Source organism: Streptomyces sp. NPDC055239 (genome assembly GCF_053606205.1).
Window position 1 is genome coordinate 551,657 of sequence record NZ_JBSGRD010000003.1, and the last position, 18,340, is coordinate 569,996.

The 18,340-nt window shown below is 70.2% G+C and carries 12 protein-coding genes; 2 read left to right on the top strand and 10 right to left on the bottom strand.

Annotated elements, in window-relative coordinates:
• Positions 1-8: 8 nt before the first annotated feature.
• The 10 genes from ACWFRJ_RS13290 to ACWFRJ_RS13335 form a co-directional block, all read right to left on the bottom strand.
• Positions 9-6,065, bottom strand: a complete 6,057-nt coding sequence (locus ACWFRJ_RS13290; RefSeq protein WP_453528457.1) for an SDR family oxidoreductase — start codon at positions 6,063-6,065, stop codon at positions 9-11.
• Between the two features lie 60 nt (positions 6,066-6,125).
• A complete protein-coding gene (locus ACWFRJ_RS13295; RefSeq protein WP_453528460.1) occupies positions 6,126-7,616 on the bottom strand; it encodes an acyltransferase domain-containing protein in 1,491 nt (496 codons plus the stop codon).
• A gap of 65 nt (positions 7,617-7,681) precedes the next feature.
• Entirely contained in the window at positions 7,682-9,031 is a 1,350-nt protein-coding gene (locus ACWFRJ_RS13300; RefSeq protein ID WP_453528463.1) for an NAD(P)/FAD-dependent oxidoreductase, read from the bottom strand.
• Between the two features lie 65 nt (positions 9,032-9,096).
• On the bottom strand, positions 9,097-10,560 hold the full coding sequence (locus ACWFRJ_RS13305) for an MFS transporter (protein ID WP_453528466.1): 1,464 nt from the start codon (positions 10,558-10,560) through the stop codon (positions 9,097-9,099).
• Between the two features lie 71 nt (positions 10,561-10,631).
• Complete coding sequence (locus ACWFRJ_RS13310) at positions 10,632-11,927, bottom strand: wax ester/triacylglycerol synthase domain-containing protein (protein WP_453528469.1); 1,296 nt, start codon at positions 11,925-11,927, stop codon at positions 10,632-10,634.
• Positions 11,928-11,976: 49 nt separating this feature from the next.
• Positions 11,977-12,231 carry an acyl-CoA carboxylase epsilon subunit gene (locus ACWFRJ_RS13315; RefSeq protein ID WP_453528472.1) on the bottom strand — a complete coding sequence of 85 codons (255 nt, stop codon included), beginning with the start codon at positions 12,229-12,231 and terminating at the stop codon, positions 11,977-11,979.
• On the bottom strand, positions 12,228-13,871 hold the full coding sequence (locus ACWFRJ_RS13320) for an acyl-CoA carboxylase subunit beta (RefSeq protein WP_453528475.1): 1,644 nt from the start codon (positions 13,869-13,871) through the stop codon (positions 12,228-12,230). Before ACWFRJ_RS13320 ends, ACWFRJ_RS13315 begins: the two co-directional genes overlap by 4 nt.
• A 161-nt stretch (positions 13,872-14,032) precedes the next feature.
• The gene (locus tag ACWFRJ_RS13325; RefSeq protein WP_453528478.1) at positions 14,033-14,233 is read right to left on the bottom strand and encodes a helix-turn-helix domain-containing protein; all 201 of its coding nucleotides are present in this window, start codon (positions 14,231-14,233) and stop codon (positions 14,033-14,035) included.
• A gap of 454 nt (positions 14,234-14,687) precedes the next feature.
• Positions 14,688-15,506 carry an IclR family transcriptional regulator gene (locus tag ACWFRJ_RS13330; protein WP_453528481.1) on the bottom strand — a complete coding sequence of 273 codons (819 nt, stop codon included), beginning with the start codon at positions 15,504-15,506 and terminating at the stop codon, positions 14,688-14,690.
• Positions 15,507-15,744: 238 nt separating this feature from the next.
• Positions 15,745-16,389 (bottom strand): winged helix-turn-helix transcriptional regulator, encoded by a 645-nt coding sequence (locus ACWFRJ_RS13335; protein ID WP_453528484.1) that lies wholly within the window; start codon positions 16,387-16,389, stop codon positions 15,745-15,747.
• Positions 16,390-16,473: 84 nt separating this feature from the next.
• On the opposite strand from ACWFRJ_RS13335, the gene ACWFRJ_RS13340 reads away from it, so the two are divergent.
• Together ACWFRJ_RS13340 and ACWFRJ_RS13345 are read left to right on the top strand one after the other, a co-directional pair.
• A complete protein-coding gene (locus tag ACWFRJ_RS13340; protein ID WP_453528487.1) occupies positions 16,474-17,685 on the top strand; it encodes a pyridoxal phosphate-dependent aminotransferase in 1,212 nt (403 codons plus the stop codon).
• Positions 17,686-17,726: 41 nt separating this feature from the next.
• Positions 17,727-18,335 (top strand): C39 family peptidase, encoded by a 609-nt coding sequence (locus ACWFRJ_RS13345; protein WP_453528490.1) that lies wholly within the window; start codon positions 17,727-17,729, stop codon positions 18,333-18,335.
• The last annotated feature ends 5 nt before the right edge of the window (positions 18,336-18,340 follow it).

The window sequence follows — 18,340 nt, forward strand, 5'->3', positions numbered from 1 at the left end:
CCGTCCCGTCAGTCACGGTCGGCCGCGACGGCTTCGCCGGTCCGGGCGTCGACATAGCCGATCAGCGTCGCCTGCATGTCCTTCATCTGCAGGACCATCCGGCCGTCAGGACGGGACGCGACGAACCGGTTGTCGACCAGGTCCGCGGACAGGTCGAAGCCGGGCGGCGTGGCGTACAGCTCGATGTCCTCGTCGGATCCGGACAGGGACAGGTCGTTCGTGTCCTCGTACAGATCGATGCGACGGATCGACAGCGGCGCCGCGACGGGGATCAGATGGCCGTCGACGAGGTCGAGGACCCCGACCCGGGCCAGGCCGTCGAGCAGGATGCTGGGGACGGTGAACCGCTGCCACGTCGGGTCGTCGGCGGGCAGCGACAGGGCGTAGCGGCCCCGCTTGCCGTTGGGGTGGATGCGGGTGTCCGTGGTCGAGATGAACGGCCCGGTGAGCTGCACCGGTGAGCCGTGCTGGTGGTAGGGATCGGGTACGGGGGTGTCGTCCGCGGTGTCCCACGCCTCCCAGTGCGGGGCGGCGGGGAGCGCGTCGGCGAGCAGGACCCTGGCCGTGAAGTGCACCCGGTCCTTGACGAGTACGACGCCGGTCGGTGAGACCACGTCCTCGGTGATCCGCACCTCGACGGCGGTCGAGGAGCCGTCGGACGCGGCGATCCGCGCGTACAGCCGCTTGGGTGCCGTCGGCAGGTCGCGGTAGACGCGCAGGAAGTGCTCGAACCGCAGGTCCTCGAAGGCGACGACGTGCTGGTCCGGGACCAGATGCCGGGCGGCCTCCGCAGCTATTTCCGTGACGAACGTACCCGGCAGGGTCGGCTCGCCGCGCACCGTGTGGTGTTCCAGATAGCCGTCGGTGTCCAGGTCGAAGCGGCACTCGAACTCGGCGGACGTCGCCGTCGACTCGACGACCCGGCGCAGGAAGAAGCCGGGCTCCGGCACGGCGGGAGCCGCGTCACCGGTGGCCGGGTCGGCGGCCGGGTCCTCCGTGAGGTAGCCGGGGTAGAACTCCTCGACCGTGGCGCGTTCGGCGTCCCCCAGGTGCACGAGGGATGCCCGCCGGACGGGCGCGTGCAGTTCCTGCACGAAGTGGTGGACGCCTTCGGGGACGGCCATGCTGCTGTAGGAACCGGCCCGCTCGTAGTACGCCTTGGTCAGTTCGTTGGCGCCCATGCCGACACCGGCCCACAGCGTCCAGCCGACGGTGAACTCGTCGAGCTCCGTGGTGGCGGCCGCGTAAGTGGCCGCGCTGCCCAGGAAGTCGTTGGCCGAGGCGTAGTCGGACTCGCCCAGCTGCCCGAAGTACCCGAGCAGCGAACCGAAGTTGCACCAGGTGCGGGGCGGGGCGTCGCGCAGCGCGTACTTGAGGTTGAGGTACGACTCGACCTTCAGGTCACGGATGGAGGTGAACTCCGCGAAGTCCTTGTCCTTGATGAGCGCCGAGCGCTGCAGCCCGGCGGCGTTCACCAACAGGTCGATCCGCCCGTGCTCCTGGAGCACCGCGCCGACGGCCTTCTCCACCTGGGCGCCGTCGCGCATGTCGCACTGCACGTAGCTGACCCGGCCAGCGCCGCTGTGCTGCGCCATCGCGTCGAGGTTGTTGCGGGCGTCCCTGGCGTTGAGCATCCGGTCGAAGGACTTGTTGAGGTCCGCGACCGACGGGGGCCTGCCCGCGCTCGCGCTCCTGCCCTTGCCCTTCGTCTTTCCCTTGCCCCCGCCCTTGCCCTTGGCCTTGGCGAGTTCCGCCTTGATGTAGGCCGCCCGGCCCGCCGCGAACTCCTCGTCGCTGCCTTCGAAGACCGACGGCGGGTAGCTGTCCAGGTCGTTGCTGCCGAACACGTGGATACGGGGGCCGAACTCGGCGGCCACCGCCTTGAGCACCTCGGCGGTGATGCCCCGGGCGCCGCCCGCGACGACGACCACGGAGTCCCGGTCGAGCACGGCCGGGGTGGAGGCGTCCAGGGCGACCGGCTCGTCGTGCAGCCGGGGAGTGCGGCGCACCCCGTCGGCGTCGACGACGACGGGGAAGTCCCGGTGCGCCCTGCTCTCCTCCTCCACGAGACGTACCCCGTCGGCCACTTCGGCGGCCGAGGTGAGGAGCGCGAAGCTGGTGCTGTCGGTCAGTTCCCGTCCCGCGCTCTTGAGCAGGCCGGTGAAAAGGCCGGAGTAGGGATGCGGGGTGCCGCCGGGTACCGCGTCGAGGAACAGCATGACGAGCGTGGACTCGGCGGTGGAGAGACCGGCGTGGGTCTGCTGGAGTGCCAGGTACGTCGCGTCGTGCAGGGCGAGCACCGGCGCCGAGCCCTCGGTCAGCGGCTGCCCGGCGGGTGCGGAGCGGCCGAGACCTGACAGGACCCGCAGGTGTGTGACCGGCTGCCCGGAGTCCGCGAGGGCCGCGCGGACGGTGTCGGGGGTGATCTCGGGCAGGTGGTGCCAGCCGGGCCGGGGGGCCGCGAGCGGGGTGGTGGACAGCACGGTCAGCGCGGTGTCGGGGTCCACCGCCTCGGCCAGCGGACCCGGGATGTCGGTGACGACGAGGGCGCCGTCCGGCAGGAACGCGATCGGCTCCCGCACCTGCCGTGCCGGTGTCTCCTCGAGCACCGGAATCTGACGGCGCACCCGCAGAGGGACGCCATCGCCGGTGTGGGTGTCCGACACGAAGCTCGCCGGAAGGGTCCCGGTGACGCCTGCCCCACGTTCCTTGCCACCTTCCTTGCCCTGTTCCGGGCCGGGGTCGGCGGGGCCGGGGACGGTGAGCCGCAGCCGGGCGCCCGGTGCGCCGCCGGTCTGGTCGCAGGAGACCTCCACCGTGCCCGCGGGCCCGTGCAGGGCCTTCAGTACGGCAAGACCCCCGGCGGCGCCCAGGTAGCGGGCGTGCTCGGGATCCGTGCACCGCACGGAGTCCCCCTCGTGCGCGGCACCGGTCTGCGCGGCGGCGCTGCCGAGGGGCTCGTCGACGTACGCCAGGATCGGCAGGCCCTCGCGCTCGGCCCGCTCCTCGGTGGCGAGGGCGAACAGGAAGGCGCCCTCGGCGAGCTCCTGCTCCTGCTCCGGGAGCAGGCCGCCGATCAGGGAGCGGTACTCGGGGAGGCTGTTGCCGTTGATGCCGCCGGCCAGCGCGAAGTCCAGTTCGCCGGTGCGCAGGTAGCGTCCGGCCGACGTGATCGACGACAGCGCGGAGGCGAATCCGGAGTCCATCGTCATGTTCGGGCCGTGGAGGTCGAAGTAGTTCGCCACGCGGGCGGAGATGATGTTGGGCATCTGTCCCGGAAACGCGTCCTCGTTGGACTCCGGGATCATCGACCGGACCTGCTCGCGCAGCCGCTCGAGGACCTGCCCGGCGGCCGGTGAACCGGCGAGGGGCGAGTCGGCGACGGCCTGCCCGATGTCGTCGAGGTAGCAGCGGTTCGCGTACAGCATGGCGGCCCGGGTCGGGCCCATGTGCCCCACGAACACACCGGTCTTGTCGGCCTGCTTGCCCCAGAACTCGGGCATCTGGTCACGGAGGCGGTGGGCGCACTGCAGGATCATCAGCTGGCACCGGTCAAGGGCCCTGATGGTCTTGGGCGGCAGCCTGACCTCGTTGAACGGCGGCGACGGGTAGGCGGCGCCGAAGCTGTCGAGCGGCGGCTTCCCGCCGGCCAGCCAGCCCGACACCTCGTCGCGGTCCGTCAGACCCGGCAGGTGCGACGACCAGCCGACGATCACCACCCGGCTGTCGGGGTCCGGCTTCTTGGTCGCGGGGATCGTCCCGGCGGGCGCCTCCGCCTGCGGTTCTTCCACGAGAGGGGCCTCTACGCGGGGCTGGTTCTCGGCGACGATCAGGTGCGCGTTGGTACCACCGAAGCCGAACCCGGAGACGGCGGCGAGCCGGGGCCTGTCACTGCGCCCGGACCACTGCTCGGCCTTGGACGGGATGTCCAGCTGTGTCTCGTCGAGGCGGAAGTCCGCACGGGGGTTGGTGAAGCGGAACTGGCCGGGGATGGTCTGCTTCTCCAGGCCCTTGAGGTTCTCGATGAGCGAGACGACACCGGCCGCCCAACCCGTGTGCCCGATGAGGGACTTGTTGGAGGTGACGGCCGTCGCCCGTGCCGTGCCGAAGTGCTCCCGCAGGGTGGAGAACTCCGCGAGGTCACCGGCGGGGGTGCCGGTCGCGTGCGCGTTGATCCAGTCCACGTCGTCGCCGTCGACGTCGCCGTTCTCCAGCGCGCGCCGCACGGCGAGGCTCTGGCCTGCCGAGTTCGGCGCGTAGATCGCCTTGCCCTTGCCGTCCGACGACGAACCGAACGCCCGCAGCACGCCGAGCACTTGGTCGCCGTCCTCCTGCGCCTTGCTCAGCCGCTTGAGTACGACGAGGGCGGCGCCGTCCGCGAAGATCACGCCGTCGGCCGCCTCGTCCAGGGCGTGCACCTCGCCGCTCTTGGACAGTCCCTGGAGCTTGGAGAAGAGCACGGTGCCGCGCGGCGCGAGGGCGAAGGCCCCGCCGCACACCGCGATGTCCTGCTTGCCCATCAGCAGGCCCTTGGCCGCGATGTCGATGGCGTACAGGGACGAGGAGCACGCGGTGTCGACCATGTGGAGTTCTGTGGACGACGGCAGGATGCCCTGCATGGCAAGCTCTCCGACCCGGTGCGGCAGGAACCGGGAGGGGTTCTGGCCGCCGCGCCGGTAGCGGTCGGCGAGGGACGTGTCGATGCCCCCGCGCAGCTCCTGCCGCTCGTCGTCGGACAGCGCAAGGTCGTCGATGATGTCGTGCGTCATCCTGCTGACGCTGTCGAGGACCCCGGCCTCCTCAAGGTGCTGGCTGCCGTCCGGGGTGTAGCCGACGACGAAGGAGCAGTTGTCGGTGTCGGTGCGGCGGACCCCGTCGAGTGCCTGGACCAGGCTGTGGCGCAGCCACTGGGTGGTGAGCTCCTGGTCGTCGGCGCTCCCCTCCATGCCGTCGAGGGCGCCCTCCGCGGGCTCGAAGCCGGTGATGAACACGCAGCGGTCGGCGTACGCCTTGTCCTCGGCGGCGGTGTCCGCCGAGTGGAAGCTCTCGTGCTGCCAGCGGTCCTCGGGGACCTTGACGAACAGCTCGTCCCCCGTCATGCGGAGCTTCCAGAACTCCTCGGGGCTGTTCGCCCCGGCGACGGCGAGACCCATGCCGACGACGGCGATCGAGTCGTCCCCGAACTCCGCCTCCGAGAACTCCGCCTCTGAGAGCTCGGTCTCCGAGGACTCTGTCTCTGAGAACTCCGTCACTGCCAGGGGCACTTCGGCTGTCGGCGCTTCCTCCGCGGGAGGCGAGAGCAGCGCCGCGCCGAGCGTGAGGCCCCCATCGGCGAGGACGACCTGGCCGGTGATCCAGCGGGCGTCGTCGGAGGCGAGGAAGGCCACCACGGTGGCGAACTCCTCCGGCGTGCCGAGCCGCCCCCACGGCGTGGCACGGGCGATGACGTCCTGCATCCGGGCCGCGTCGGGGAACTTGTCCGCCACCTCGCTGCTCAGCATGGCCGCGGACGCCGTGTTGACCCGGATCCCCAGCGGAGCCAGCTCCACGGCCAGGTACCGGGACGCCGCCTCGGCCGCTGCCTTCGCCGGTGCGCAGGCCAGGTAGTTGGCCATCACCATCTGGGAGCCGCCGAGTGCGGAGACCGTGACGATCGAGCCGCCACCGCCCCTTGCCATCAGCGGCGCGGCGGCGCGCGCGCAGCGCAGCCCGCCCTTGTAGTTGATCTCGATGGCCTTGTCGAGGTGTTCGTCGGTGACCGAGTCCACCGGCAGCAACGCGCCGTCGGCGGCACTGTTGACGAGGATGTCGAGCCGGCCGTGCAACCGGTCGATCTCCGCGAACATCCGGTCGACCTGCTCCTGCCTGGCCACGGAGGCGCGGACCAGGTCGACCCGGTGGCCCTCGGCGGTCAGTTCGTCGCGGGTGGCCTTGGCCTGGTCGTGGGAGTGGAAGTAGTTGAGGACGATCGCGGCGCCGCGCGTGGCGAGTTCACGCGCGATCGCCTTGCCTATCCCCTTCGATCCGCCGGTGACCAGGGCCACCTTGCCTGCGAGGTCGTTCATGGAACACGTGCCCTTCTGGAGCCGGGAGGACGAGCGGAAGCAGCGGTACGGGAAGGCCCCTCAGCCCGCCGCGACCGCCTCCCGGCCGGACAGCTCCGAGACCACGAAGTCGACGATCTTGTCCATGGTGTTGTAGTTCTCCAGGCGGAAACCGGCCTCCCGCGTGGGCAGGCCGTACTGCTTGGACGCGCGGGCGAGCAGCTCGACCTGCTTGACCGAGTCGACTCCCAGTTCGGCCTCCAGCTGGACGCCGTCCTCGAAGACCTCCTCGGGGTACTCGAGGGCCTCGGCGTAAAGGGTCCGCAGCTCGGCGTGGATCTCGGCACGGTCCGGCACCCCGGCGGACGGAGCCGGTGCGGAGGACGTGACGGGGGCAGCGGGAGCAGCCGCGGGCGACGGTGTCTGCCGTGTCTGCGGTGTGAAGGAGCCCAGGTCGTCGGCGATACGCCGGAGCACCTCGTCGCCGTGCTCGGTCCAGTACGCCTCGAAGACGTCGGTGGGCACCGTGGGGGCGAGGAGTTCGGCGAGGCCCGGGGCCCCGGTCGCACCGGCGAGGCCCGCGTCCCGCAGGATCCGCAGGGTGGCGTCGAGCGCGAGTCCGCCGTCACCGTCGATCGAGAGCGAGGGCAGGGCGCGTACGTCCGAGCCCTTGGTCAGCCGGACGACGAGCTTGGACAGGGCGGCCCGTCCGCCCGCTTCCACGAACGTCGTGACTCCGGCGGCCTGGAGATGGCGCACGGCGGCCGCGAACCGCACCGGGGTGACGAAGTGCTCGGCGAGGCGGTCGGCCAGCGCGTCGTCGGGCTCGTAGTACCGCTGGAGGATCGGCGAGTACACCAGGTGCTGCAGCGGGTGCTGGTCCAACTTGCCTACGTAGGCGGCGAATTCGGGTACGGCGGGAGCGAGCGCCGGGGTGTGGAAGGGGAAGGGGGCGTCGATCTCGATGGCGCCGATGCCCAGCTGTCCGGCGATCGCGATCACCCGGTCGAGCGCGTCGCCGGGACCGCTCACCACGGTCTGCTCGTCGTGGTTCTCGGTGGCGACGGCAAGCAGCGGGTCATCGAGCAGGTCGAGGAGACGGCTGGCCCGGTCGGCGCCCGCCGAAAGGGCCACCATGCGGCCCTCGATGCCGTTCTGCCGCTGGATGACCGCCACCCGCTGGGCGACGATCCGCACACCGTCCTCGACGGAGAACGCCCCGGCGGCGACGAGTGCGGTGATCTCGCCGAGGCTGTGTCCCGCGAGGACGTCCGGACGCACGCCCTGGGCGTCCAGGATCTCGTACGAGGCCAGACCGGCGGCGTAGATGGCCACCTGGGAGGCCCATGCGTCGTCGTCGAGGAGTTCTCGCAGATCGGTGTCGTGGTCCCCGAAGAGCACGTCGGTTATTCGGCGCGAGAACAGGTTCATGGTCTCCGCATCGATACGCTCGAAGACCTGCCTGACCTGCGGGTACTTGTCCTTGGCCAGACGCAGGGCCGCGCCGTCGAAGCCGCCTTGGCCGGGGAAGAGGAAGGTGGTGCGCAGGTCGGTAGAGGTGTGGACGGTCATGGTCGTGCCTCCATGCTGGTGGTGAGGGAGAGGGATGAGCGCTCGGGACGCGGGGCGCGGGTGGCTCAGGCCAGGTACTGCCCCATGGGCCCGAGGTTCTTCGCCACGAGGCGGTCGGCCGTGCGGGTCGCGCCGGGCAGGTGCCGGGGCACCCCGCGCGCCAGCCAGCGCACCATGCGCAGCTTCCAGCCGGGACCGGCGCCGGGCTCCAGGTGGTCGAGGAGGGCGTGGATGCTGGCAGGTGAGTAGAACTCCGCCGGGTGGACCATCGTGGCGAACATGCCGACCATGTCGCGGCCGTGCGTGGGGCTGCGGTTCATGGCCTGGATGAACGCCAGTTCCTCCCGCGAGTGGTTCGCGATCGTCGCGTGGTCGCGGGTGTAGCGGTAGTGCCCTGTGACCAGGGCGTCGCGGTCACGGGCGTACCCGGCGAGTGCGGCCTCCAGCGGTTGTCCGCCGGACAGGCCCGACTCGATTGCGGCGGCGAGGAGTTCGGCGCCGCGAAGCCCGTCGGTGATCCCGGCGGCGGTGATCGGGTCCCGGGTGTAGCCGGCGTCCCCTGCCAGGGCCCAGCCGGGGCCGTGCGAGCGGCGCAGGAAGTTGGGTACGGACCCGGTCATCCAGCGGTCGACCCGCTTGGTCGCGCGCAGCAGCTCGGCCCGCTCGGGGTCCACCTCGTCGAACGCGGAGATGACCGTACGGTCGCGGTCCTCGTCGCTCGTGGCCTTGAAGTCGGCCACCGGCAGGGCCACTCCCACGATGGTGAGCCCGTCGTGGGTCGGCCAGGTGAACGCGTGCTTGCCCGCGTGGCGGTAGGTGCGGACCCGCCCGTCGTGCGGCAGGCCCTCCCAGTACGACCAGTGGCTCTTGTTGAGCACCGGGTGCGCCTCGTACTTCGGTGCGTCGAGGAGTCGGGCCACGGTCGAGTTGGAGCCGTCGGCCCCGACCACGACGCGGGCGTGTTCGACGACGGGGGTACGGTCCGACGTCTCCCCCCGCACACCGGTCACCGTGCCCGCGTCGTCGGTGATCAGCTCCCGCACGGAGACGCCGGAGCGCAGTTCCGCACCGGCCTTGACCGCGGCGTCGAGCAGGATCTGGTCGAGCCTGCTGCGCTCCGGCGAGTACGCCTCGCCCACTCCGTCGGCGGTGGGCAGCCGGGCCATCAGCTCCACCGGTCCGCTGCGCAGCCCGTACTCGGTGATGGGCGGGCAGCCGGTGGCGGTCAACTCGTCGAGGAGGCCCCAGCGTTTGAGGCGCAGGATGCCCGGCGGGTGGACGAGGTTGGTCGCGGCTGCCTTGCCGCCGGGGAACACGGCCCGGTCCAGCAGCAGGACCTTGTGGCCCGCCCGGGAGAGCAGCATGGCCGTGGAGGCGCCACTGATCCGTGCGCCGACAACTATTGCGTCGTACATCTCGACTCCCTGCCACTGGCTGGTCGACTGCGGGCGATTGCGTGCCGGGGGTTTTACGGGAGGAGTCAGCGCTGCGAGGGCTCGAGCAGGTCCGCCGGGTCCGTCCTGCCGGTGTCCGGGCGCTCCTCCTCCTGCCACGCGGAGTTGTTCTCCTTGGACCGGCGCGGTGCGGTGAGGATGGCGACGAAGCCGAGGGCGGCGATCCCGGCGCCGATCCAGGTGGCGGGGACCAGGCCGTCCACGAAGTTCTGCGGCGACGCGTATCCGCCCTGCGCGGTGAACACCGACGTCAGTACGGCCACGCCGAGCACACCGCCGAGCTCCCGGAAGGTGTTGTTGGCTCCGGAGGCGATGCCCTGGTCGCGCGGGGCGACGATGTTCATCGCCATCTCGGCGACGGGCGCGAAGAAGAGTCCGAGCCCGATGCCGCCGAGCACGAGGCCGGGGACCTGGTCGGCGTATTCGGTGTGCACCTCGGTCACCATGGCGAGCCAGCCGAGACCGACGGCTTCGAAGAGCAGCCCCGCGGCGACCACGAGCCGGTTGCCCAGACGCGCGGAGAGCAGGGCGGTGAGCGGGGCGACGAGGACCGGCATCGCGGTCCAGGGCAGCATCCGCACACCCGCTTCGAGCGGCGAGAAGCCCTGGATGTTCTGCATGAACTGGGTCAGCAGGAACACCAGGCCGAACATGGCGGCGAACATCAGCAGGCTGGTGGAGTTGACGGCGCTGAACGACCGGTTGCGGAAGAGCCGCATCGGCAGCATCGGATGGCGGGTGCGCAGCTCCCAGAGGACGAAGGCCGCGAGGATCACCGCTCCGCCGATCAGGTAGGGCAGTACCTCGCTGCCGCCCCAGCCGTACTCGGTGGTCCGTACGAGGGCGAACACCACTCCGAACATGCCGAGGCTCACCAGGACGGTGCCCACCGGGTCGAGCGTGCTCTCGGGATGCTTGCTCTCGGCGAGCTTCCACAGGCTGAGGGCGAGGACCACCACGCCGATCGGCACATTGACCCAGAAGATCCACTCCCAGGAGATCTTCTCGACGACGGCGCCGCCGATGAGCGGCCCGAGCGCGACAGCGAGGCCGCTCAGCGCGCCCCAGATGCCAAGGGCGATGGCGCGCCGTTTGGGCGGCACGGCGACGGTCAGGAGGGTCAGCGTCAGCGGCATGACGATGGCGGCGCCGAAGCCCTGCACGGCGCGGGCGATGATCAGCTGCTGGGAGCTGTCCGCGAGGGCGCATCCCGCCGACGCCGCGGTGAAGACGACGAGCCCCACCACGAACATGCGGCGGCGGCCGAACCGGTCACCGGCCGCCGCACCGGCCATCAGGAAGACCGCGAAGGACAGGGTGTAGGCGTTCACCGTCCATTCCAGGTCCTGGAGGCTCGTGTCGAGGGACTCCTGAATGGCGGGCAGGGCGGTGATGACGACCAGGTTGTCCAGCGCCGCCATGAAGACGGCGAGGCCGGTCACGATCAGGGTCCACACGGCATGACCGCGTGAACTGGACCGACTCGACATAGAAATCCCTCCGAAGAGTGGAAGAGTGCGTGGCTGGGGGGGGAAGAGCGGGTGGCAGGGGGAGCGGCCGTTCAGGCGGCCGGAAGTGCGTCCATCGTGTTGAGGTGGCCGAGCTCGTCGAGGGCCTCGCGCCACAGCGCCGCCAGCCGCTGGGCGCCCGGCAGCCTGCGGTCGTACAGGAAACTCACCTGCACCCGGGATCCACAGGACAGCAGCGTCACCGACAGGGCGTTGCCCGGAAGCAGCACACCGAGCGGCACGGCGTCCACGACCGGGTCGTCGCGGAAGGAAAGACAGGAGGGAAGCGCGTAGTTGGAGGCGTACAGCGGTGACGAGTGAGGGCTGAGCAGACGCCTGACCGTCCAGCGGATCAGGGCCTTGGGCAGCAGGGCGACCAGTGCCCTGCTTGCAGGACGCAGACCGTTGGACCGCATCCGCTGGGTGCTGCCGACGAGTTGCGCGAACGCCTCGGCGGGCGGCACCCCCTGCCCGGGCAGGGTGACCACGGTCGTCGTGAGGTGGTTGCCGACGGCGCCCTCCTCGCCCTCGTGCCGGGTGCTCAGCGGCATCCGGACCGGTACGGGCGACGTGCGGAACACCGAGCGCACATCGTGGTGGCCGTCGCCCGTCGCGCTCCAGGCGGACAGCGCGCCCCACAGCGCCATGAGGAAGGCGTCGTTGACCGTGCCGCCGAACCCCCGTCCCAGTTCGCTCAGTTCACGCCGGGTCGCGCTGACGCTGCACATGGCCAGGTGTTCCGGAGCGGGAGACTGCGCCTTGGGCCAGAGCCTGCCGGGCGCGAGACCGCGCGTCATTCCGGCGCCCACGCTGAGCGCGCCGTGCAGCAGCTCACGGGGTCCCGCCGTGAACAGCGGTCCGGTGCGCCCGTTCCGCTCCCCGTTCCCGGGGGTTCGGTCCTGGTGCGGGGTGCCGAACAGGACGGTGGCGACATGGGCCGCCCCCATTCCGTCCTCCAGGCCGTGGTGGACCCGGTAGCAGACGGCGTACTCGTCGTCGGAGTAGCCGTGCACGAGGTGGATCGTCCACAGGGGGCCGCTCTCGCACAGCGGCCTGCGCACCATGGCCGTGAGCACCTCGTCCAGTGGGGTCCCGGCCGGGAGGCTCAACTCCTGCACGTGGTCACGCAGAGCGAAGCCGGAGCTGGGGGCACGGAACGCGCCGCGCCTGCCCGTCACCGCCCGGTGGGTGAGCCGGGGCAGGCCGGGCAGCCGCTCGGCCAGGTGGTCGTGGAGCTGCTCCAGCGAGGGGGCCTGTCCGCGGAACCGCAGGAACTGCCCCTGGACCAGGCCGATGTCCTGGTCCATGTCCAGGAAGACCTCGTCGATCGGGTTGAGTGGATGTTTCACTATCCGCTCCCAGTCGAGTGTGTGGGGAATCCGGCGTCGGTACGGCGGCTCACGCCGTGGCTCGGGCGCGGCCCGCGGGGCCCGGCCGGTGTATGCCGGCGGAGCGCCAGGAGCCGGCGGGACGGGTACGGCCATCGCTTTCCCAGCGGGCGTGCACGGGGTCCGGCGTAGGCGGTGCGGGCATGTCCGCCTGCTGGGAGGCCTGTTGGGCCATCGCCCTCAGGACGGCGGTGACGGCGGCGAGTTCGAGGTCGTCGGGTCGTCCTCGTACCACCGTGAGCGCGGTGTTCCGCGTGCCCGTCACGCCGGCGGGTTGCCGTGCTTGCGCGACGGCAGGTCGATGTCCTTGGCACCCAGGACACGCAGCGCCTCGATGAGGGACGAGCGGGTCAGGGCGGGGTCTATGACGTCGTCGACGAGTCCGCGTTCCGCGGCGTAGTAGGGGTGCATCAGCTCTGTCCTGTACTCCTTGACCAGCTGGGTCCGGGTCGCCTCCGGGTCGTCGGAGGCGGCGATCTCCCGGCGGAAGACGACGTTCGCGGCGCCCTCGGCGCCCATCACGGCGATCTCGTTCGTCGGCCAGGCGTACGTCAGGTCGGCGCCGATGGACTGGGAGTCCATGACGATGTACGCCCCGCCGTAGGCCTTGCGCAGCACCAGGGAGACGCGCGGCACGGTCGCGTTGCAGTACGCGTAGAGGAGCTTCGCGCCGTGCCGGATGATGCCGTTGTGCTCCTGGTCCACGCCGGGCAGGAATCCCGGCACGTCCACGAGGGTGACCAGCGGGATGTTGAAGGCGTCGCAGGTGGTGATGAACCGGGCGGCCTTCTCCGATGCGTGGATGTCCAGGGCGCCCGCCAGTTGGGACGGCTGGTTGGCGATCACGCCGACGGGCCGCCCGTCCATCCGGGCGAGGGCGCAGATGATGTTGCCCGCCCAGCCCGCGTGCGTCTCCAGGAGTTCACCGTCGTCGACGATCTCCTGGATCACCGCGCGCATGTCGTAGGGCCGGTTCCCCTCGGCGGGGACCAGTTCGGCGAGCGTGTCGGTCCGGCGGTCGGCGGGGTCGTCCGTCGCGTGGGACGGCGGCATCTCCCGGTTGTTGGAGGGCAGCAGCGACAGCAGGTAGCGCACTTCCTCCAGGCATTCGGCCTCGTCGTCGTAGACGAAGGCGGCGACGCCGGAGACCGTGCCGTGGACGTCGGCGCCGCCAAGGCCGTTCTGCGTGATCTCCTCGCCGGTCACCGCCTGGACCACGTCGGGTCCTGTGATGAACATCTGCGAGGTCTCGCGGACCATGAACACGAAGTCCGTCAGGGCGGGGCTGTAGGCGGCGCCGCCCGCGCACGGGCCGAGCATGACCGAGATCTGCGGGATGACGCCGGAGGCCCTGGTGTTGCGCCGGAAGATGCCGCCGTACCCGGCGAGCGCGGAGACGCCCTCCTGGATACGGGCCCCCGCGCCGTCGTTGAGCGACACCAGCGGGGCACCCGCCTTGACGGCCATGTCCATGATCTTGTGGATCTTCGTGGCGTGGGCCTCACCGAGGGAGCCGCCGAAGATGCGGAAGTCGTGGGCGTAGGCGAAGACGGTGCGACCGTGGACCGTTCCCCAGCCGGTGACGACTCCGTCGGTGTAGGGCCTCTTGGCCTCCAGGCCGAAGCCGGTGGCGCGGTGTCGGCGCAACTGCTCGACTTCGGTGAACGACCCCTCGTCGAAGAGGAGTTCCAGACGTTCACGGACGGTCAGCTTGCCCCGGGCGTGCTGCTGTTCGGTGGCGTGTGCGCCGGGCCCCTCTTCGGCGGAGAGGCGGATGGCGCGCAGGGTGCCGATGCTGTCCGGCGTGCCGGTGCTGTCCGGCGTGCCGGGCCGGGCGGGCTCGGACGGATGCGCCGTGAGGGGCTTCGTCGGGCTCTCGTCGAGAGCGGCGGTCTTGGCCGGCATGGGCGTGTCCTTTCTCCGTCACCACGAAGGGGGGAGCGGCGAGTCCTCGGGAACCGGGGTTTGCGCGGAGCGCGTCTCCGGAAAGCCTGGAGAGTATGGAGACTCTGGAGAAAAACCGGGCCCGCGGCCTCGCGCTTTTCCTTCAAGTCCTTCCAGGAAAACTATCCGGCATTCTTCCGGCGGGGAACTGCACTTTGGTACAGGCGCCGACCGGAGAAGGCGACAAGACCTGCTTGCAATCTGGATTCAACGTCCAATTTACTCAGCACCTGCGCCACATGAAACTTGACCGTTCGCTCGGCGATGTCGAGTCGCCGGGCGATGCTGCGGTTGGAACAGCCCTCACCCAGGAGCTGGAACACTTCTGCCTCGCGCGCGGAGAGCAGCGGAACTCTCCTCAACTCGGCTTGCCAAGAGCCCTGTTCACCTGTGGCATATTCACCCGAGGCCTGTTCACCACAGCCCTCGCGGACAGGACAAGCACCTCCCGCCCCGTCTTGCGACGCGTGCGGACGGACAGCGACTGCGCGGACCAAGGCAACCCCCCCTGACGGCGAATCCGGAACACGAGCACTCCGGCTTTCCGGCTCCGAGTATTGGCCACGGGCACCTCAGTTTGTCAAGAAAGACCAACCCTCTCCCGCAGGGTGAGAATACGAGCGAGGTGAATCCCGGCACGTGAGAAACGGCAGCCGTTTCTCACGTGCCGAGATGCGAATATCGCGTGAACACCGCGACACCAGCGGGATACCCGCGCGGCTATATTATTGCGGCGGGATGACGCGGGGGTTTCGGCGACCAGGAGGAGCGATGCGATCAGAAAGAGCTGGGAGTCCGCGCCGACCAGGCGCCGCCACCCGTCTCGGTGAACACGCCGGCGGCCTCCTTCATGGCTATCAGAACGCCGACCGGCCACTGCGGCATGGCGTCCTTGGGCTTGAGCACCGCGACGGAGCCCATGATCAGCCCGTCCCAGCGGACCGGCACGGCAAGTCCGTTCCAGCCGGCGGCGCACTCCTCCGAGTCGGTGGCCACCCCTTGCTCGCGCACGGCCTTGAGGGAAGCGAGCAGGGCGCCTTCGTCCCGGAACACCCCCGGGCCCGCCTCCACGGGAGGCGGCTCCGCAAGGACGCCCTCCTGGATGACCTCCGGCAAGTGGGCGAGGATCGCCCGCCCGCAGGCGCCCGTACGCAACGACTGAAAGACCGTGAGGAGGGCACGCCTGCTGACGCCGAGCTCCGCCAGGTCGGAGTCACCGACGGCCATGTCCAGGCACTGCTTCCTGGCCCCGCCGAAGGGGGCGAGGCCGAAGAGGAACACGAGGCCCCCGTCGGTGGTCTTGCGCAGGCTCTCCAGCACCTCGTGCGTCACATCGGTGTTGGGCGCGTGCGTGAGGGCTTTCAGACCCAGCCGCGCGGCACCGGGGCCGAGCCGGTACAGGCCGCGCCCCTCACGGACGAAGATGCCGTCGTGAATACCGGACTGCAGAATGCGATGCACCGTCGAGTCGTCTAGGCCGGTCGCCTCGGCCAATTCCCCGGGGCCGTGCACCTGCCCCTCGAGCTCGGTGAAGGCACTCTGGACCCGGAAGACCCGGACGGCGTGATTACTTCCTTGATTACCGTTCTTTGCCATGTTCCCCGTTCCCCTGTTGGGGCGCCCTGGCTGACGCCACCGCCCACGCCAAAAGACGACATGGACCCTTACGACCCTAGTACCGCCCGCCCGGAATGTTCGACTGGCCGATCATGAACACTGCGGCACGCGCGTTAGGACGTTCGGAGGAGACACACGGGACCAACCAGGTCTGGCCGAAACCCGGTTGCCGCCAAGGGGATCAGGAGCCTCAGCGGGATCAGGAGACCCAGCGGGATCAGGACGCGCGCAGCGCCTTCGCGAGGACTCCCTCGCCCATGAGATCGATGCGGCCCGCCCGTACGCCATCGCCCACCGTAAGGACTCCCCCGCTCACCGCCACGCACGTCTCGGCGTCCATGACCATGCGGGCGTCCGGTTCCACGGGCGCCGGGCCGTCCCCGTACGACTCCCCCGCGCCCCCGAGTCGCACGTGGAACTCCCCCTCATCCAGGCGCACTTCCACCACTCCCTCCACCCCGAGCCCCGCGAGGCCGCGCAACAGAGGCAGCGCGAACCAGTGGGCGCGGACCGCGTCCGTCGGCGCCCGCTCCTGGAGAGCGGGCGCGCCCCAGGCGGCGAGGGCCTGCAGAACCGGCAGCAACTCACGGCCCCGCTCGGTCAGTTCATAGACGTACGCCGCCGACGGCGGGAGGAGGCGGCGGCGGGTGGCCAGGGCCTCGCGCTCCATGTCCTTGAGCCTGGAGGCCAGGACGTCCGTGCTCACGCCGGGCAGATCGGCGTGCAGGTCGGTGTAGCGGCGGGGGCCTATCAGGAGCTCCCGGACGATCAGCAGGGTCCAGCGGTCACCCACGGTGTCGAGGGCACGGGCGGCAGCGCAGTACTGGTCATAGCTTCGGCGAGGCCTGGGTGCAGGTGGCATGCGACTCAGTCTATGCAAGTTGTTGGACTTTCCAAGCCCCAGCTTGGTAAAACCAAGTAACTCACGTCACGGGAGGCACAGCGCATGGAGTTCCGGCAGTCCAGCAAGCTCAGCGAGGTCTGTTACGAGATCCGGGGGCCTGTCATCGAGCACGCCAACGCCCTGGAGGAGGCGGGCCACAGCGTCCTGCGCCTGAACACCGGCAACCCCGCGCTCTTCGGCTTCGAGGCGCCCGAGGAGATCGTCCAGGACATGATCCGGATGCTCCCCCAGGCACACGGCTACACGGACTCGCGCGGCATCCTCTCGGCCCGCCGCGCCGTCGCCCAGCGCTACCAGGCGCTCGGCCTCGACGGCGTCTCCGTGGACGACGTCTTCCTCGGCAACGGCGTCTCCGAGCTGGTCACCATGGCCGTCCAGGCACTCCTCGAAGACGGCGACGAAGTCCTCATCCCCGCCCCGGACTTCCCCCTGTGGACCGCCGTGACGACCCTCTCCGGAGGCAAGGCCGTCCACTACGTGTGCGACGAGTCCGCCGACTGGTACCCGGACCTGGACGACATGGCATCGAAGATCACCGACCGGACGAAGGCCGTCGTGATCATCAACCCGAACAACCCCACGGGCGCCGTGTATCCCAAGGAGATCCTGGAAGGCATCCTCGACCTCGCGCGCCGCCACGGCCTGATGGTCTTCGCCGACGAGATCTACGACCAGATCCTGTACGACGACGCCGTGCACCACAGCGTCGCGGCCCTCGCCCCCGACCTCGTCGTCCTGACCTTCTGCGGGCTCTCCAAGACCTACCGCGTGGCGGGCTTCCGCTCGGGCTGGCTGGTCGTCACGGGCCCGCAGCAGCACGCGAAGAGCTACCTGGAGGGGCTTACCATGCTCGCCTCCATGCGTCTGTGCCCGAACGCCCCCGCGCAGTACGCCATCCAGGCCGCGCTCGGCGGCAGGCAGTCCATCCACGAGCTCACCGCTCCGGGCGGCAGGCTGTACGAGCAGCGCGACATGGCGTGGCGGAAGCTGAACGAGATCCCCGGTGTCTCGTGCGTGAAGCCGAAGGGCGCCCTCTACGCCTTCGCGCGCCTGGACCCCAAGGTCCACCCCATCCACGACGACGAGAAGTTCGTCCTCGACCTGCTCCTCCAGGAGAAGATCCAGGTCGTCCAGGGCACCGGCTTCAACTGGCCGCGCCCCGACCACTTCCGCATCCTGACCCTCCCTTACGCTGACGACCTCGACGCGGCGATCAGCCGCATCGGCCGCTTTCTCAGCGGATACCGCCAGTGAAGTCACCGCACGAAGTGATGTCACCGTACGACGGGGGTCGTGTGTCTCTCTGTTCCGCCTGCCGGGTCCCTTCGCTCACCCAGTTCGCCTCGCCCGACCTGGTCGAGGCCATCGTGTACGGCGAACTGGACCGTGCGGCCGATCCGGCCTGGGCGGAGTCGGGCGCCGTCACCCTGGAGGACTACGCGCGCTGGTGCGGCCACCTGTGCGGTCTGACGTGCCTGCGGATGGCGCTCGGCCCGTCGGCGCCCTCGCTCTTCGAGCTGCGGGACGGCGCGCTGAAGTACGGCGCGTACACAGAGGACGCCGACGGAGAGATCCGCGGACTGATCTACGCCCCGTTCGCGGAGTACGTGCGCGAGGTCCACGGCGTCAACGCCACGGTGCACCGGCACCTCACGGTGGAGGAGATCGTCGGGCTGCTCGACGAGGGCCGCTCGGTCATGGTCTCGGTCCACTTCGAGATCCGCCGCCCGCACCGTCCTTCGCCCGGCCGTGGCGGCCACCTGGTCCTGGTCACCGGGCGTTCCGCGGACGGGGGCCTGCACTTGCACAACCCGTCCGGGATCGACGCGGGGACGCGGATGGCGGACATGCCACTTTCGGACTTCGAGCCGTTCTTCGCCGGACGCGGAGTGTCACTTCACTGACAGAG

Excerpts from the sequence above, each read along its gene's own strand:
- ACWFRJ_RS13290 (WP_453528457.1), bottom strand. The coding sequence starts at position 6,065 with ATGAACGACCTCGCAGGCAAGGTGGCCCTGGTCACCGGCGGATCGAAG.
- ACWFRJ_RS13295 (WP_453528460.1), bottom strand. The coding sequence starts at position 7,616 with ATGACCGTCCACACCTCTACCGACCTGCGCACCACCTTCCTCTTCCCC.
- ACWFRJ_RS13300 (WP_453528463.1), bottom strand. The coding sequence starts at position 9,031 with ATGTACGACGCAATAGTTGTCGGCGCACGGATCAGTGGCGCCTCCACG.
- ACWFRJ_RS13305 (WP_453528466.1), bottom strand. The coding sequence starts at position 10,560 with ATGTCGAGTCGGTCCAGTTCACGCGGTCATGCCGTGTGGACCCTGATC.
- ACWFRJ_RS13320 (WP_453528475.1), bottom strand. The coding sequence starts at position 13,871 with ATGCCGGCCAAGACCGCCGCTCTCGACGAGAGCCCGACGAAGCCCCTC.
- ACWFRJ_RS13330 (WP_453528481.1), bottom strand. The coding sequence starts at position 15,506 with ATGGCAAAGAACGGTAATCAAGGAAGTAATCACGCCGTCCGGGTCTTC.
- ACWFRJ_RS13335 (WP_453528484.1), bottom strand. The coding sequence starts at position 16,389 with ATGCCACCTGCACCCAGGCCTCGCCGAAGCTATGACCAGTACTGCGCT.
- ACWFRJ_RS13340 (WP_453528487.1), top strand. The coding sequence starts at position 16,474 with ATGGAGTTCCGGCAGTCCAGCAAGCTCAGCGAGGTCTGTTACGAGATC.